The organism is Pseudomonas sp. BYT-1 (genome assembly GCF_023611805.1).
GTDB classification, from domain to species: Bacteria; Pseudomonadota; Gammaproteobacteria; order Pseudomonadales; family Pseudomonadaceae; genus Aquipseudomonas; species Aquipseudomonas guariconensis.
Genome location: NZ_CP072559.1, coordinates 1,904,200 through 1,920,396 on the forward strand (window position 1 = coordinate 1,904,200; position 16,197 = coordinate 1,920,396).

Sequence of the window (16,197 nt, forward strand, 5' to 3'; positions counted from 1 at the left end):
GCCTGTCGCCAAGGTGGCGCCTTTCGACACGAAGGGTTCACCATGACAAAGCGCGACAACCTACCCCTGGATGCGGCAAAAAAAGCCAAGCTGGCCACGGCTACCGATGACTTCATCATCAAGCGATTGCCTGCTTGGCTGGAGCAGGGCACGCCTGGGCAGATCAGCGCGCTTCGGACGCATTACAAGGCTCTGAAGGCCAGCCAGGCCAAGGTGAGCAAGGCGACCGAAGCCCTGGTCGGGCTCAAGGCGTATGCGGAGGAAAAACTGCGCCCGCTGCTGCCCACCACGCCGGCCCCCGATACGCTGCAATGGCGCGAGATCCTGCCCAGTCTGCAGGTTCCATTGAGCACCGGTTGGCTGGATTACACGCCCGATGAGCGTCGCCATCCCGGTCTGCTGAGACTGATGCAGAACTTCACCGAGGGCGCCCGGTTCTACGACGGCAGTGGTTTGGTGGCCGAAGGCAAAGACACCGTGCTGACACCTGACCTGACCGAGCTGGTCCGGCAATGCCGCGCACTGGACGCCGGTGCTGGCTATCAGGCTTTGCTGAACAAGGTATTCGACCCGTCCACTTGCACCGCCCTGGCTGGCGAAAAGCGCGCAGGTCTGAAGCTTGCGGCCGCTGTCGCTGGGCTGGAAGGACGGCTGGACAGCAGCGCGCAGGCGGCCTTGGAGCGGGTGGTGGATGCTGGCAGCGAGCAGGGCGGGCAGACACTCGCCTATCCCGGCTTGCTGACGGTACTCGGGCAGCCTTTGGTGGATGGGTTGCTGGTGCAACTGCGCGACAGTGAAGGTGAGGATGTGGGGCAGGTGCTCTACCTGGGAGGGGATCCGGAGCATGCCGTGCGCCATTATTCTTCCCGCTCGGCCTTGAACCAGGCCCTGGTTGAGTCACTCAAGCGGCCGGAGTATCAACAATCGTTCGGCCAGCGAATCGCGCTCGGCCAGCGGCCAGAATGGCTGGCACTGCTCAAACTGCGCCTGGCCGATACCCAGCCTGATCTGCAGATCGAAGGCGAACCGGTGACTGGCGATGTATTCGATGGCCTTGTGCAGCGCCAGGTTGAGCGCCTGAAAGCCGATGCCCGCCTGCTGTTGGTACCGACCGCCGAAGTGGACCACCAGGCCAGCAAGTCCAGGCTGCAGGCTTGGAAGGACGCGGGGCTTGGCTTGGCCAATCTGGCCGGGTTGTTCGTGCCTACTGTCGGGGCCGTGCTGCTGGGGCAGTTCGTCGTGCAGACATTGGCTCATGTGTTCGAGGGGGCAGTGGACTGGCAGCGCGGTCATCAGCACGAGGCGCTTGATCATATGCTGGGTGTTGCAGAGAACCTGGCGGTGGCCGGCGTGGTGGCCACCGGCGCCCAGGCCGTGGCCAGTGGGTTTGAGCGCAGCGCGTTCGTCGATGCGCTGGAACCGGTGACGGTCGATGGCAGCACGGCTCGGCTCTGGAACAACGACTTGAGTGTCTATGCGTGTTCGCCGGCCGACCCCCAGCCTGCGCCGGATGGGCTCTGTGGCACGGGCGAGCGGCGCTGGCTGCGCCGGGGGCAACGCTACTACGAAGTACACCGGCCGGTATCGGACGGCCCCTGGCGTCTGCGTCATCCTGAGCGCCAGGACGCGTTTGGTCCAATCGTCGAGACCAATGGCGAGCGCTGCTGGCGTCTGCGCCAGGACAACCCGCTGGAGTGGAGCGACAGCGCCCAAATGCTCGATACCTTGTGGCCGATGCCCGAGCCCCTGGACGCCGAGCATGCCGAGCAGATTCTGCGCATCGCGGTGATGGACCAAACCCAGTTGCGCGCGTTACTGGTGGAGAACCGCCCATTGCCAGTGCAACTGCGCAGCACCTTGCGGCGTTTCGAGGCCCATGGACGAATCGAGGCGTTCTTCGATCACCTGGTCGCCGGCACCGAGGGCGAGGCGCAGATCCAGGCATGGTGCGATGCCCGACCTGAACTGCAGACGCTGAGCCCGACGGCCCGACGTGAAAAATTGCTGGGTGACCAGGCGCTGCTACGCGAGCAACTGCTCCAGCACCTGAGCCAGGAGACCCTGGCCGACGATGCGTTGCGCACCCTGCTGAAGCGGGATTTTCCCGGATTACCGGAGGCCTATGCTCAGGACGCGATCAGCGATGTGTCCGCGGCGCAGCGTAGCCTGGCGTTGGCCGAATCCCGAATACCTCTGGCGCTCGCGCGCAGGGCGCGCGTGCTCAGTCAGCACGCTCGATTGGCGCGCGCCTTGGAAGGGGTCTACCTGTCCCATGCCGACAGCAACCTGTGTGGTGAACTGGTGTTGGCCGTGCTGTCGCGTGTGCCCAACTGGCCACAAGAGGTGAACCTGGAGCTGCGTGAAGGTTCGGACACCGGCCCGCGTCTGGCGGTGATCGCGCCCACGGCCAGGCGTGACGAGGCCCGAACGTTGCTGGTGCGCAAGGAAGGCCGGTTCCGTCTCTATGACTACCATGGGCGTGAGCTGGAAACAGACGTCGCCGAGCCGGGCGGGATCTTCGAGGCGGTCAGCGCCGCGCTGACGTCCGAGCAGGCCACTCGGTTGGGCTTGGCAGCCGGCGATGTGCCACAGGCGTTGCGTTTGCTGGTTCAAGGTCGACTGCCGACGACGCGCAAGGCACTGTTGCAACTGCTCAGCTGGCCGGAGCATGCAGCGTCGCTCAATCTGCCCCGGCGCCTGACCGATGGCCGGCTCGGCTATCCACTCAGTGGCCGTGGCGCGGTGCGTCAGCGTGCGGCGGACACCTTGCGGATACGTATTCGCAGCCTGTACCCGCAGTTCGATGACGAGCGGGTGGAAGCATTTCTCGCGCAATTGCTCAGCTTACCGGGTTCGCCGTTCGAAGTGTTGCTGGTCCAGGAGAGCCAATATGCCCAGCTCGACGAGGCGCTCAACCGATGGGTGTCGGCTGAAGGGAGCGCATCCAGGCGCACGCTGCGCCAACACCTGGGCCAGCGGTTGCGCCAATGCTGGCGGCTGCAGGGGGAGTCGGTGACCGGGGAAGACGGGCAGCCACAAGGCATGCGCTTGGACCTGAGCGGTTTCGCGTCGCAGGTCCTGCCTGAGATACCCACGGAGGTCGAGTTCGCGCACGTAACGGAACTGTCACTGTCGAGCATGGATCTTGAGCAGGTGCCTACGCCGTTCCTGCGCTGCTTCGGTTCCGTACGGCGATTGAACCTGGCGGACAACCGCCTGCGCCGTGTGCCCCAAGGCTTGGGATATCTGTCCGAACTGCGCAGCCTGCAGCTGGCGCGCAACGGCATTCGGCTCGATGCCGCCGGCATCGCTATTCTCACGACATTGCCCGAGCTTCAGGTGCTGGACCTGAGCTTCAATCCACTGGGGGCGCAGGAGATGCGCTGGAACCATCTCCCAAGGCTGGATCAGCTACGCCTGCGCCGATGCAGCCTGGCTACCTGGCCGTCGGGCCTCGAGTTGTGCGAACGGCTCACATACGTGGATCTGCGTGACAACCTGATCGCCAGTGTTCCGACCGAGACGCTGCACATGCCTTTGGCGCATCGGATGGCGTTCATCATCGAGGGCAATCCGCTGCCGTCTTGGGAATTGGCTCGCCTGGTTGCGCTGGATATCGACCATTTGCCCCATGACCCGCTGGACATCGAGGTTGTGGAAGCAATCACAACCCGTGACCGGTGGCTGCACGATGGCCAGGCCGATCTGCGCGAGGCTCGACAGGCGCAATGGGACAGCCTTGCCGCGACACCCGAAAGCAACGGCCTGTTCGAACTATTGGGCGAACTGCGACGCACATCGGATTACCAACGCACGCCAGCGGATCTGGCCGAGCAAGTCTGGGAACTCATTGGGTTCCTGGCCGACAACCCGTCCCTGCGCGACGGTCTGTATGCGTGGGCCAATCAGCCGCGCACCTGCAGCGACAGCGTTGCCCGTCAGTTCAGTGACCTGCTGGTGCACCGGCAGGTGGTCGAGGTGGAAAATCGAACGGGTATTGAAGACGCAGGCGAAGCGCTGCTGGAGCTGGGCCGCAAGTTGTTCCGCCTGGATCAGGTGCAGCGTTTCGCCTCCCGGGACATTGCCCAGCGGGTGGCTGCCGGGCGGGCCGTCGATGCCGTCGAGATCGATCTGTTCTACCGGGTGCGCCTGGCCCAGACCCTGGACTTGCCTTTCCAGCCGCGCACGATGCGCTTCACGAACCTGGCCAACGTCAGCGAAGCACAGTTGCAAGAGGCCTTGCGCACCGTGCAGGCTGCGCAAACCAATCAAGCGCTGGCCGAGAGCCTGGGGGGGAGGCAGTTCTGGCGCGACTACGTGCAAGCCCGCCATCCGGCGGCCTTTGCCGATCTTGGCGCGTCTTTCGAGGCGCAAGGCTCGGAACTGGACGACGCCCGCACAGGGCTCTCCAGCCAGGAGTACACCGAGCGATGGGCGCGTTTGCAGAAGGCGCGAGAGGCGGCGGTGCAGAAGAGGGTCGAGCTGTTGACCTGCGAAATCCTCGAGTCGCAGGCCCTCGATCAGGCGTGAGATGACAACGGCCAAACCGGTCATCCAGATTGACAGCTTTGGCCATTGCCGGCCTGGGTGACCGGCGCGAACATCGTCAGACAAAGGGTCCACTCCAACAACAATAACCAGGAGTCTGACGATGCGTAACTACGCCGAAGCCGCCCGTTCGTTCGATTACACCCAGGCTGTCCAGGCTGCGTTGCAGGGCAACCTGCAGGCCCTGAATGCCTGTGTCGAATGCTGCGACCGCCATGTGGGCAGCGATCGGCCTGCGTTGATCTGGGAGGATCGCGACGGTAATGGCGCGGTCTACAGCTTCGACCAACTGCAGGCCCTGGCCAAGCGCTTTGCCAATGTGTTGAAGGCTCAAGGCGTCGGCGCCGGTGACCGGGTCGCCGGCCTGATGCCACGCACCCCTGAGTTGTTGGTGAGCATTCTCGCCACTTGGCGTCTGGGGGCGGTCTACCAGCCGCTATTCACCGCCTTCGGTCCCAAGGCGATCGAGCATCGCCTGGAGCAGTCCCACGCCCGTGTGGTGGTCACCGAGCGCAACAACCGGCCCAAGCTCAACGATGTCGCGGATTGCCCGACGATCATCACGGTGGGCGCGGCGGCCGGTGAGCTGGATTTTCATACCGAGCTCAACGCTGCCCCCAACGAATGCGAGCCTGTGTGGCGTACTGGGGACGACCCCTTCCTGCTGATGTTCACCTCCGGCACCACCGGGCCGGCCAAGCCACTGGAGGTGCCGTTGCGGGCCATCGTCGCCTTCCAAGGCTACATGCGCGATGCCATCGATCTGCGCCCGGACGACAACTTCTGGAACCTGGCGGATCCGGGCTGGGCCTATGGTCTTTACTACGCCGTCACCGGCCCGTTGGCCTTGGGGCACGCCACCACCTTCTACGACGGCCCGTTCAGCGTCGAGAGCTGCGCACGGATGATCGACAAGCACGGCATCACCAACCTGGCCGGCTCACCGACTGCTTATCGGCTGCTGATAGCCGCCGGCAGCGATTTCTCGGCACCGATCAAAGGTCGCCTGCGGGTGGTCAGCAGTGCCGGCGAGCCGCTGAACCCGGAGGTCATTCGCTGGTTCGCGGACGAGCTGGGCGTGACCATCCACGACCATTACGGCCAGACTGAGCTCGGCATGGTGCTGTGCAACCACCACGCGCTCAAGCATACCGTCCACCCAGGCTCGGCCGGTTTCGCCATCCCCGGCCACCGCATCGTGGTGCTGAACGAGCAGGGCAACGAGTTGCCGTCCGGACAGCCCGGCATCCTCGCCGTCGATCGCGAACAGTCGCCGCTATGCTGGTTCGGGGGCTACCACGGGTTGCCGACCAAGGCCTTCGTCGGCAAGTACTACCTGAGCGGTGACACCGTCGAGCTCAATGCCGATGGCAGCATCAGCTTTGTCGGTCGCAGTGACGATGTGATCACCACCTCAGGCTACCGGGTCGGGCCGTTCGACGTGGAGAGTGCGCTGATCGAACATCCAGCGGTGATCGAGGCTGCGGTGATCGGCAAACCCGATCCGGAACGTACCGAACTGATCAAGGCATTCGTGGTGCTGGCCAAGGGGTTCGAAGGCAGCGCCGAACTGGAGGAAGCCCTGCGCCAGCATGTGCGTCAGCGTCTGTACGCCCATGCCTACCCGAGGGAAATCGAATTCGTCAGCGAGCTGCCCAAGACGCCGAGCGGCAAGCTGCAACGCTTCATCCTGCGTAATCAGGAAATTGCCCTACAACAAGCCGCGCAGGCTTCACACGCCAGCGCCTGAGGAAGTACATCATGCAGATAGCCAACAAGCATTTCATCGTCAGTGGCGCAGCTTCCGGGCTCGGTGCTGCCACCGCGCAGATGCTGGTCGCCGCCGGTGCCAAGGTCATGCTGGTCGACCTCAATGCCGAAGCGGTCGAGGCCAAGGCCCGTGAGCTGGGCGAGCAGGCCCGCTTCGCCGTCGCCGACATCAGCGACGAGCAGGCGGCCAAAGCGGCCGTCGATGCTGCGGTCAGCGCCTTCGGCAGCCTGCACGGGCTGGTCAATTGCGCCGGCATCGTCGGCGCCGAGAAGGTCCTAGGCAAACATGGCCCCCATGGCCTGGCCAGCTTCGCCAAGGTGATCAACGTCAACCTGATCGGCAGTTTCAACCTGCTGCGCCTGGCGGCGGCGGCCATGGCCGAAGGGGCGGCGGACGAAGGCGGCGAGCGCGGGGTGATCATCAATACCGCCTCGATCGCCGCCTACGACGGGCAGATCGGCCAGGCCGCCTATGCCGCTTCCAAAGGCGCCATCGCCAGCCTGACCTTGCCGACGGCCCGTGAGCTGGCGCGTTTCGGTATCCGCGTGATGACCATTGCCCCAGGCATCTTCGAGACGCCCATGATGGCCGGCATGACCCAGGAGGTCCGCGACTCCCTGGCCGCTGGCGTGCCGTTCCCGCCGCGCCTTGGGCGCCCGCAGGAATACGCAGCCCTGGCCCGCCATATCATCGAGAACAGCATGCTCAACGGCGAGGTGATCCGCCTCGACGGTGCCTTGCGCATGGCTGCCAAGTAAGGAGATCCGCACATGACACTCGCCAACGACCCGATCGTCATCGTCAGCGCCGTGCGCACGCCCATGGGCGGTCTGCAGGGCGACCTCAAGAGCCTGAGTGCGCCGCAGCTGGGCGCTGCCGCCATCCGTGCCGCCGTCGAGCGTGCCGGTATCCAGGGCGACAGCGTCGAGCAGGTGCTGTTCGGTTGTGTCCTGCCGGCAGGCCTCGGCCAGGCACCGGCACGCCAGGCTGCGCTTGGCGCGGGGCTGAACAAGCACACCACCTGTACCACCCTGAACAAGATGTGCGGCTCGGGCATGCAGGCGGCGATCATGGCCCATGACCTGCTGCTGGCCGGCAGCGCCGATGTGGTGGTGGCCGGCGGCATGGAAAGCATGACCAATGCGCCATACCTGCTGGACAAAGCCCGCGGCGGCTACCGCATGGGCCATGGCAAGATCATCGACCACATGTTCATGGACGGTCTGGAAGACGCCTACGACAAGGGCCGTCTGATGGGCACCTTCGCCGAGGATTGCGCCCAGGCCAATGGGTTCAGCCGCGAGGCTCAGGACCAGTTCGCCATCGCCTCGTTGACCCGCGCTCAGGACGCTATCAAGAACGGCCGCTTCGCCGCAGAGATCGTGCCGGTGGAGGTCACCGAGGGCAAAGAGAAGCGCCTGGTCAGTGACGACGAGCAGCCACCGAAGGCTCGCCTGGACAAGATCCCGCAACTGCGCCCGGCCTTCCGCGACGGCGGCACCGTGACGGCCGCCAACTCCAGCTCGATTTCCGATGGCGCTGCCGCGCTGGTGTTGATGCGCCGCTCCGAGGCGCAAAAGCGCGGGCTCAAGCCGCTGGCGGTGATCCATGGCCACGCGGCCTTCGCCGACGCCCCGGCGTTGTTCCCCACCGCACCCATTGGCGCCATCGACAAATTGATCAAGCGCACTGGCTGGAACCTGGCCGAGGTGGACCTGTTCGAGATCAACGAGGCCTTCGCGGTGGTCACCTTGGTGGCCATGAAACACCTGGACCTGCCGCACGAGAAGGTCAATATCCATGGCGGCGCCTGCGCCCTGGGCCATCCGATCGGTGCCTCCGGCGCACGCATCCTGGTGACCTTGCTATCGGCCTTGCGCCAGAACAATCTGCGCCGCGGCGTGGCGGCCATCTGCATCGGCGGTGGCGAGGCTACGGCCATGGCCGTCGAGTGCCTGTATTGAGGTGAACCATGCTGGTAACTGACGAGCAACAACAGATCGCCGACGCCGTCCGTGCATTCGCGCAGGAGCGCCTGAAACCTTTTGCCGAGCAGTGGGACAAGGAGCACCGCTTCCCTCGCGAGGCCATCGCCGAGATGGCTGAGCTGGGCCTGTTCGGCATGCTGGTGCCGGAGCAATGGGGCGGTAGCGACACCGGGTATGTGGCCTATGCCATGGCGCTGGAAGAAATCGCCGCGGGCGATGGTGCCTGTTCGACCATCATGAGCGTGCACAACTCGGTCGGCTGCGTGCCGATCCTGCGCTTTGGCAACGAGCAGCAAAAAGCGCAGTTCCTGACGCCGCTGGCCAGCGGCCAAATGCTCGGCGCGTTCGCCCTGACCGAACCCCAGGCCGGCTCCGACGCCAGCAGCCTGAAAACCCGCGCACGCCGCGACGGCGACCACTATGTGCTCAGCGGCAGCAAACAGTTCATCACCTCCGGACAGAACGCCGGGGTGGTGATTGTCTTCGCCGTGACCGACCCTGAGGCCGGTAAGCGTGGCATCAGTGCGTTCATCGTGCCCACCGATTCGCCGGGTTACCAGGTGGCGCGGGTCGAAGACAAGCTGGGTCAGCATGCTTCCGACACTTGCCAGATCGTGTTCGACGAGGTGCGTGTGCCGGTGGCCAATCGCCTGGGCGAAGAGGGCGAGGGTTACAAGATTGCCCTGGCCAACCTTGAGGGCGGGCGCATCGGCATTGCCTCCCAGGCCGTGGGTATGGCCAGGGCGGCATTCGAAGTGGCGCGCGACTACGCCAATGAGCGCCAGAGCTTCGGCAAGCCACTGATCGAGCATCAGGCCGTGGCCTTCCGCCTGGCCGATATGGCCACGCGCATCGCCGTGGCCCGGCAGATGGTGCTGCATGCCGCGGCACTGCGCGACGCAGGCCGTCCGGCGCTGGTCGAAGCCTCCATGGCGAAGCTTTTCGCCTCGGAAATGGCAGAAAAGGTCTGTTCGGATGCCTTGCAGACGCTCGGCGGTTATGGCTATCTGAGCGACTTCCCGCTGGAGCGGATCTACCGCGACGTTCGGGTCTGCCAGATCTACGAAGGCACCAGCGACATTCAGCGCATGGTCATTGCGCGCAATCTTTGAAGGAGCAGTCTGCATGGCATTCGAAACCATCCTGTTGGACATCCATGGCAAGGTCGGCCTGATCACCCTCAACCGGCCCCAGGCGCTCAATGCCCTGAACGCGCAGATCGTCGGCGAGATCAACCAGGCTTTGGACCAGCTCGAGCGTGACCCGAACATTGGCTGCGTGGTGCTCACCGGCTCGGCCAAGGCCTTCGCCGCGGGTGCTGACATCAAGGAAATGGCCGAGCTCAAGTATCCGCAGATCTACGTCGAAGACCTGTTCAGCGACGCCGACCGTATCGCCAACCGCCGCAAGCCGATCATCGCGGCTGTGTCCGGCTTTGCCTTGGGCGGTGGTTGTGAGCTGGCGATGATTTGCGACTTCATCCTGGCCGCCGACAACGCCAAGTTCGGCCAGCCTGAGATCAACCTCGGCGTGCTGCCTGGCATGGGCGGTACCCAGCGCCTGACCCGTGCGGTGGGCAAGGCCAAGGCCATGGAACTGTGCCTGACTGGTCGCCTGATGGGCGCCGAAGAGGCCGAGCGCGCTGGCCTGGTGGCCCGCGTGGTGCCGCAGGCTGAATTGCTCGAGGAGGCCCTGAAGGTCGCCGCGACCATCGCCAGCAAATCCATCCCGGTGAGCATGATGGTCAAGGAAAGCGTCAACCGCGCCTTCGAAGTCACCCTCAGCGAAGGGGTGCGCTTCGAGCGCCGGGTGTTCCATGCAGCGTTCGCCACCGAGGACCAGAAAGAAGGCATGGCCGCCTTCATCGCCAAGCGCGAGGCGCAATTCAAGGATCGTTGAGAACAGTCGGGGCGCCTGAGGGCGCCCCGGTCGTTTCAGATGTTGAAGAAGTACTGCTGTGCGTCGGCCAGGGAAATTGGGCTGCGGTAGACGTCTTCGGTCTGGCCCGTGTCCGGCCGATTGACCTGCGCGCCTTGGGCGTATCGCTGCGCTGCCGGCTTGAGGTGACCAGCGACGAAGGCACGCTGGTCGGCCTCGAGCGTACGGTAGTGAAAGTGCGCGACCCACAGCAATGATTCGCCCTTGTAGATCCCGTAGTCGTCCAGGTAGTCCGCGGGTCTGCCCTTGACCCGGGCGAGCAGCTTGCGCGGGTTCTCCCTGCGGACGGTCACTACTCCTTGGTCAATCAGAAAACGCAGCTCGGCCATGCGCGGTTTTTGCTCCAGCGCCGCGTTGGTGCGCAGCTCGATCGCTTTGCGGGTGAGCAGGGCGTCCAGGTCTTCCAGTTCCTTGATCGTCCCCGCGGCATCGCGGTTGCCACTGACCTCGTCTGTCTGGTTGTCGGCCGTCAGGTGCTGTTCGATCGCTTCGCGCAAGGTACGCAGGCGATCGCGCTGGTGGTGCAGCAGCTCTTCGATCTCAATGGGCAGGTACTGGCTGAAGGTGCCGCCTTCCAGGCGTTGCAGTTCTTTGCGTGCGCTCTGTAGGCGCGCTTGGCTGTCCTTGAGCACGTGTTTGAGCTTGCGCACGGCTGTGGGTTTGGTAGGTGTTTTCGTCGCCAACTGCACCCACCGATCGTTCTCCAGTTTGTAGCTGCGAGCACCGGCATTGTGCGAGGCAATGGGGATATCGACGACAGTGTCGTCATCTGGACGGACATTGCCCAGTAGCACATCGCCTTCCTGGGTTTCGATCAGGCCTGGCACTTGTTTGCGCAGCTGGTTGACGGTGGTGCGGGGGAGCGTTGCCGCGTGCTCGTCGAGCGTGGGTTGCAGCTCCTGGGCAGCGCTGTCGATGTCTTCCTGGAGGCGGGCAAGGGTCTGTCGGGCTGTGTCCTGGTCCAAGTGTGTCTTGAGGTTGCCCAGCTGACGACGAGCCGTCTTGAAGTGGCGGTCGATGCTGACGGCCAACCGACTGATCACATCGTCATTAGGTTGCCCGAGGGTAAGCAGTTGCTGGCGCTGGGCGAACGCCAGATCAAGGGTTTCGCCACAGCGCTGCAGCCAATACTCACTGTCGTCGTCGAGTGCTTCGAGCAGCGACAAGCGGTTGACGCAAGCCTCGATGCGCGACCAGCGCCACGCCAGTGGCGACTTGACCAACTCCCAATCGATCGCGGCCGCGTCGCGATACTCGACGATCTTCGGTTGCGAACGGCTGGCAAGGCGCTGAAGTTGCTCCATGCTATCGACCAGGTGCTGGCTGTTGTCCAGCAACTTGTTCAGCAGTGGCAGCAAGGTCTCGATGCGTTGGCCCAGGCTACGTTTGTCGGCCTCGGTAAGCTCGTAGCCCCCGTGATGACGCTTGATCATTTCATCGATTTGCTCCCGGATGGGCGCGTGCAACCAAGTCAGGGTTTCATCGACTTTCTTTGCATAGTGCAATTGCTGGTACAGGGCGTAGGCGCGTTTGATCTTGTATTCGTGCAGCGGCTTGAGGCCGTTGAATTGATGGATGCGTTTCAAGTGTTCTTGCCAGAACGTGGTGAAGTCCTCGAGCTTTGCCAGATAGTTGCGCAGGATGCTGTCGGGTGCGTGGCGGTGGGCGAGCCGTGCCACCTTGTCGAGGTATTCTCGTTGGCTTTTCTGGTAGGTCACGTCCTGCTGGATCTGAGCCTGCAGCGCTGCCAACTCTTGTTGGTTGGCGTTGCGCAACTGTTCGACCCGGCGGTGCAGGGGCATGCCAGCGCGCAGGCGCAGGCCCAGATCCAGTTGCCAGCGACCGGCTTCATCGCGTCGCAGCCAAGGGCCTTTGATGAGTTCGTCTTTGCTGTTGACGATGCGCGGGCATTGCTGATTGGCGTCGAACTCGACCTGGTAGACCTTGTCGTCGATCGCAACCCAGCTTCTGTCTTTATAGAGAAACAGCTCTTTCAAGGGGCCGCTGGGGATGGGCTTGCCCAACCGGGCCAAGGGGATATCCGCGCAGAGTCCTTCTAGAGTCTTTCGCTGTAGCGGGTCGAGCGTGCGTTTGGGGTTTGCCCAGGAAAAGTCGAGGACTTGCTCACGTGGCGACACTGTCAAGGTCGGCAGGGCCGGTAGCAAGGCTGTGGCAGAGTCGGCTTGAGAACCGCGCGAAGCGGCTTCACGCACCACCTCGATACGCTTGAAAGCATGGTTGAGTAGAAGCAGCGCCAGATTGACGAGAAACTCCACGAGGGAAGCGATGCGTTCGCCCGCGCTCTGGTATTGGTGCTCGCCCACCAGTTCGAGGAAGGCGGTTTCCAGCTGGATGGTCCAGATCGGTGCGGCCAACGGTTCGGCTGCGAAGGGCAGTGCAGTATTGAGCAGCAGCCAGCCCAGGGATTTCCAGCGCTCCCAACGGGCCTGGGCGCTGGTCTGGGCATGGGCTTGGAATTGGCTGATGGTTTCATCGATGCACCCGTGGTAGATGGCGTGGGCCGGGTCGGTCAGTGCTGGCTCCTGCGCCAGGGTGACCGGGGCGGGGGCGCCGAACGGGACGGCCCAGTCATCTTCCAGGGGATGGAACAGGTGCGGTTCGAGAAAGCCCCCATGGGCGTAGATCTTGCGGGCCTGTTCGGGCAAACGCTCGAGCAGGTCATCTTGTAGTGGACCGGGGGCGGCAATTGCGTCAAGCAGCGCCTGTCTGTCCTCGAAAGCTAACAAGGGCTCGCTGTGCAGCGGGCGGTAGAGCAGACAGGGCTGTGAGGTGGCGGTTTGTGCTTCGATCAGCCAGGTGTTGAGCGGATGGTCGGGGCTGGCATCCAGGCTTCTAAGCAATCCGAGTGGGCGCATTTGCCAGGCAGTACTGCGTTGCGGGGCCTCGCCAAATACGTCTCCGATATCCTTGATGACGTCGAAGCCTATTGGTTTGCCTCGCAGGTTCAGTTCCAAGGCAAGGGCGGGGAGTTGTGTGTGCAACTGCCGTCTGAGCAACGATTCCCGACGAGACCGTTGCATCGGATCATCGAGCAGCGTGGAAAGCAGCACGGCCGGGTAGTGCTGTGCGACATCCACCTTGGTGATGAGGTTGCGCAAGTAGGATTCATCGAACCAGTCCGGCACCGGCTTGCCGTCGAGTGCCTGGACCGTGACCTTGCCTGGGCGTAACAGCCCCAGGTTGCTGATTGCCAGTTGAGGCAGGGTGAAGGTTTCGGTGTGTGGCGCATTGTCCGTGGCGATGGTTTCCTGGACCGGCAGTGCGGCTACGGTGGTTTGGGCATTGACGACTCTGAGCGTCGAGAGGTCCAGGTTGGCCTCGGGGTGATCCTTCTGAATGCGCGCCAGAAGTTGCTGCGTGGCGAATGTCTGGGCATCGGGCACGCCATCGAGCCAGGAGGTGTACTGGGCGTCATGATAGCCTTGGGCGATCTGGGTCAGCAGCGTGCTGTAGCGCAACAGTTTTTTCGGGGAAGCTTCCTTCAGCCAGACGGGCAAATGGCCTGCCAGGCGCTCGTGCAGGGTGGCCTCGGCCGGGCTGCACAGGCCGAACATCGATGTCAGGCGGTCCAGGGCGGTCGACAGATCGGTCGCGCGGACCAGATCGTCTTCTGGCCAGGCTGTCAGATGCGATCCATGTAACTGCTGGCACAGCACTCCGAGTGCCTGGCTTTGAAAATAGGGCAAGGTCGGAACAATCAGGTGTACGTCTGGCCCGGATACACCGGGCAACGATGGCCAGGGCCTGGCGGTGTGGGCCAGCAGCGCTTGGCGTGAAGGGAAGGACGTCAATTTCCCGGTAGGGGTGAAGAGCAATGTCGTGTTCTTCTCGGCTGGGGCGCCACCGTGTTCGATCAATAGCGCACTGGAGAGCTCCGGATCCAGCTGCCAGTTGTTCATGAAGTCCATGCGCAGATTGTTGACCTGAATCTGGAAGGGCTCCAGGCTGGCGTGTGTGCGTGGGTCAGGATGCGCCTGCACCCATTGCGCCGTCGTCAGGGCCTGCTCAGGCAGTGTCGTGTCACGTTTGCTGTCCAGAACGGCCTGGGTGAACTGTTGCTGCAGGTAATCGCTGTACCACTGCCAGGGCGTCTGTCCCTTGTCATCGGTATCGCTCCAGAAGCTGATCAGGGCTTGCTGATAGGCTTCCAGCATGAACGGGCCGCATTCATTGATCATGAGTGCCAGAGGGTCAAGATCCAGTGACAATGCCTTCTGGGGCGCATGTTCTGGTACGGAGGTGACGTAATCTTCGTGAGGCGTCAGATTCAGCGTACGGCGCAGGCAATAACGCTCGACGAGCACATGGCTCAACGGGCGGATAAAAGGTGGCGCCGACGCCGGGCCGAGACTGACCAGAAACAGCTCACGAGGGTCCTCACTGGACGGCAGGCGGCGTGTCAGCCATTGTTCGGCAAGCACCTGGTCAGCGATGTCGAACAGGCTCGGGCGAGTGCTGAAGCGGATCGCCACCTGGCATTCCAGGCTTGGGCTTGCGGGGCGTTGGGAAGGGTTGCTCATGGACAGCTCCGAATATGAACGGTCCATTAGCAAAGCCGCCTTCGTGACGCCGAGGTCGGTAGCCCGCTACCACGTTGTGCATGCGCCTCGCCTGGCTTTGCCTTTTGCAGCGTAAAACCGACGAGCTGATGCCGTGGTGCTGGTCGCAACAAGGGGCATTTCGGGTAAATTCACGGATCAATGGTGTTGCCCCACACGGCCCGCCGCCTTAGACTGCCGCCCCCTGTAAAACAGAGCCGGTTGGCGCTTTAAGAATTTCGTTGCCCACGAACTGTCGTTGGCGACACCCGAATCGCCCAAAATGCCTATATTTTCATAGAGAAATCGATGACCAAGGAACAGTTGCTGGCTATGTCGGCCGATGACTACATGAATGCCGAACAGTTGGCTTTCTTCACTGGCCTGCTGCAAGCGATGAAAGTCGAAACCCACGAGCGCATCGAGCTGAGCCGCGCCACCATCGAAAGCCTGGACACGCCTTCGGATCCGGCCGACGTGGCCTCGGTGGAAGAAGAGCGCCACTGGCTGGTCAACGCCATCGAGCGTGACCAGCGCCTGCTGCCGCAGCTGGAAATGGCTCTGGGCCGCATCGCTGACGAAAGCTTCGGCTGGTGCGACGACAGCGGTGAGCCTATCGGCCTGCAGCGTCTGCTGATCAGCCCAACCACCAAATACTGCATCGAAGCCCAGGAACGTCACGAACAGCTCGACCGCCACCAGCGCCAGATCTGATCGTCATGTCCAGCAGAGGCCCCATGAAGCGATTCATGGGGCCTTTTGCGTTTTCGTCTGCTGGGCGCATTTGTTGCCGTAGATGCAATACAGCTGTGCTGGCGCGCGCTTTTTCCGCTTGCCGGGCGGGCGTATGATGGCGATATCGTTAGGTTGCTAATTAAGTTCCGGAGGGGATGATGAATAGCCGAGTCGATGTCGCTGTCATGATTGGTTCAGGTGTACCTGCGACACTGCAGGCCATGGGCCGACGTGTCTGCTGGGTGGTGTTGGTCAACGGCGAGCGCCGCGGTACGGCCTTTGGCAGTCGCAAAGAGGCAGTCGAATGCCAGGCGGCATGGTTGGCACAGTTGGAAAAGGGCAAAGCAGCCTGAGCAGTGGCCAGGCGTTATTGTTCAAGCCGGCGTGCCAGGTCGCAGGCGTCCTGATGGCGACGCCGAAAACCCTTGATGCGGCCGGTGGTGCGTTCGGCAATATGAAAGAAATCGATGCCGGCGGGAATGACGATAAACCGGGGGTCGCTTCTGCTAAGGCAAGAAATGCGCTTGGACTCTCGACGGATTTCGGTGTTTTCGTGCATATTCTTTCCCCTGTAATGCGCTGATGGATACCGGGCCTGTACTGCAAAGGGCCTGACATTATCTATTGCATCTTTTCCTGCAAATTTGTTGTCAGAACA

The 16,197-nt window shown here is 63.0% G+C and carries 10 protein-coding genes; 9 read left to right on the top strand and 1 reads right to left on the bottom strand.

What is annotated here, in order from left to right; all coding sequences use genetic code 11:
* Positions 1-42 precede the first annotated feature (42 nt).
* The 6 genes from J5X93_RS08680 (at position 43) to J5X93_RS08705 (ending at position 10,206) form a co-directional block, all read left to right on the top strand.
* A complete protein-coding gene (locus tag J5X93_RS08680) occupies positions 43-4,530 on the top strand; it encodes an NEL-type E3 ubiquitin ligase domain-containing protein (RefSeq protein WP_182941380.1) in 4,488 nt (1,495 codons plus the stop codon).
* Positions 4,531-4,651: 121 nt separating this feature from the next.
* Complete coding sequence (locus tag J5X93_RS08685; protein ID WP_182941379.1) at positions 4,652-6,298, top strand: AMP-binding protein; 1,647 nt, start codon at positions 4,652-4,654, stop codon at positions 6,296-6,298.
* Between the two features lie 11 nt (positions 6,299-6,309).
* Positions 6,310-7,077: an SDR family NAD(P)-dependent oxidoreductase gene (locus tag J5X93_RS08690; RefSeq protein ID WP_090345834.1), complete on the top strand. Its 768-nt coding sequence runs from the start codon at positions 6,310-6,312 to the stop codon at positions 7,075-7,077.
* Positions 7,078-7,089: 12 nt separating this feature from the next.
* Complete coding sequence (locus tag J5X93_RS08695; RefSeq protein ID WP_182941377.1) at positions 7,090-8,283, top strand: acetyl-CoA C-acyltransferase; 1,194 nt, start codon at positions 7,090-7,092, stop codon at positions 8,281-8,283.
* Between the two features lie 8 nt (positions 8,284-8,291).
* The gene (locus J5X93_RS08700; protein WP_182941375.1) at positions 8,292-9,419 is read left to right on the top strand and encodes an acyl-CoA dehydrogenase; all 1,128 of its coding nucleotides are present in this window, start codon (positions 8,292-8,294) and stop codon (positions 9,417-9,419) included.
* 13 nt (positions 9,420-9,432) lie between these two features.
* Complete coding sequence (locus tag J5X93_RS08705) at positions 9,433-10,206, top strand: enoyl-CoA hydratase (protein ID WP_182941373.1); 774 nt, start codon at positions 9,433-9,435, stop codon at positions 10,204-10,206.
* A 35-nt stretch (positions 10,207-10,241) separates the two neighbouring features.
* On the opposite strand, the gene J5X93_RS08710 is transcribed toward J5X93_RS08705, so the two are convergent.
* Positions 10,242-14,786, bottom strand: coding sequence for a DUF6543 domain-containing protein (locus J5X93_RS08710; protein ID WP_250034621.1), 4,545 nt, complete (start codon positions 14,784-14,786; stop codon positions 10,242-10,244).
* Positions 14,787-15,113: 327 nt separating this feature from the next.
* On the opposite strand from J5X93_RS08710, the gene J5X93_RS08715 reads away from it, so the two are divergent.
* The 3 genes from J5X93_RS08715 to J5X93_RS08725 all read left to right on the top strand — a co-directional run bounded on the left by J5X93_RS08715 (position 15,114) and on the right by J5X93_RS08725 (position 16,122).
* A complete protein-coding gene (locus J5X93_RS08715; RefSeq protein WP_043213866.1) occupies positions 15,114-15,518 on the top strand; it encodes a TraR/DksA family transcriptional regulator in 405 nt (134 codons plus the stop codon).
* 179 nt (positions 15,519-15,697) lie between these two features.
* Positions 15,698-15,892, top strand: a complete 195-nt coding sequence (locus tag J5X93_RS08720; protein WP_043213867.1) for a hypothetical protein — start codon at positions 15,698-15,700, stop codon at positions 15,890-15,892.
* On the top strand, positions 15,844-16,122 hold the full coding sequence (locus J5X93_RS08725; protein WP_180962689.1) for a hypothetical protein: 279 nt from the start codon (positions 15,844-15,846) through the stop codon (positions 16,120-16,122). The genes J5X93_RS08720 and J5X93_RS08725 overlap by 49 nt, the downstream gene beginning before the upstream one ends.
* Positions 16,123-16,197 lie beyond the last annotated feature (75 nt).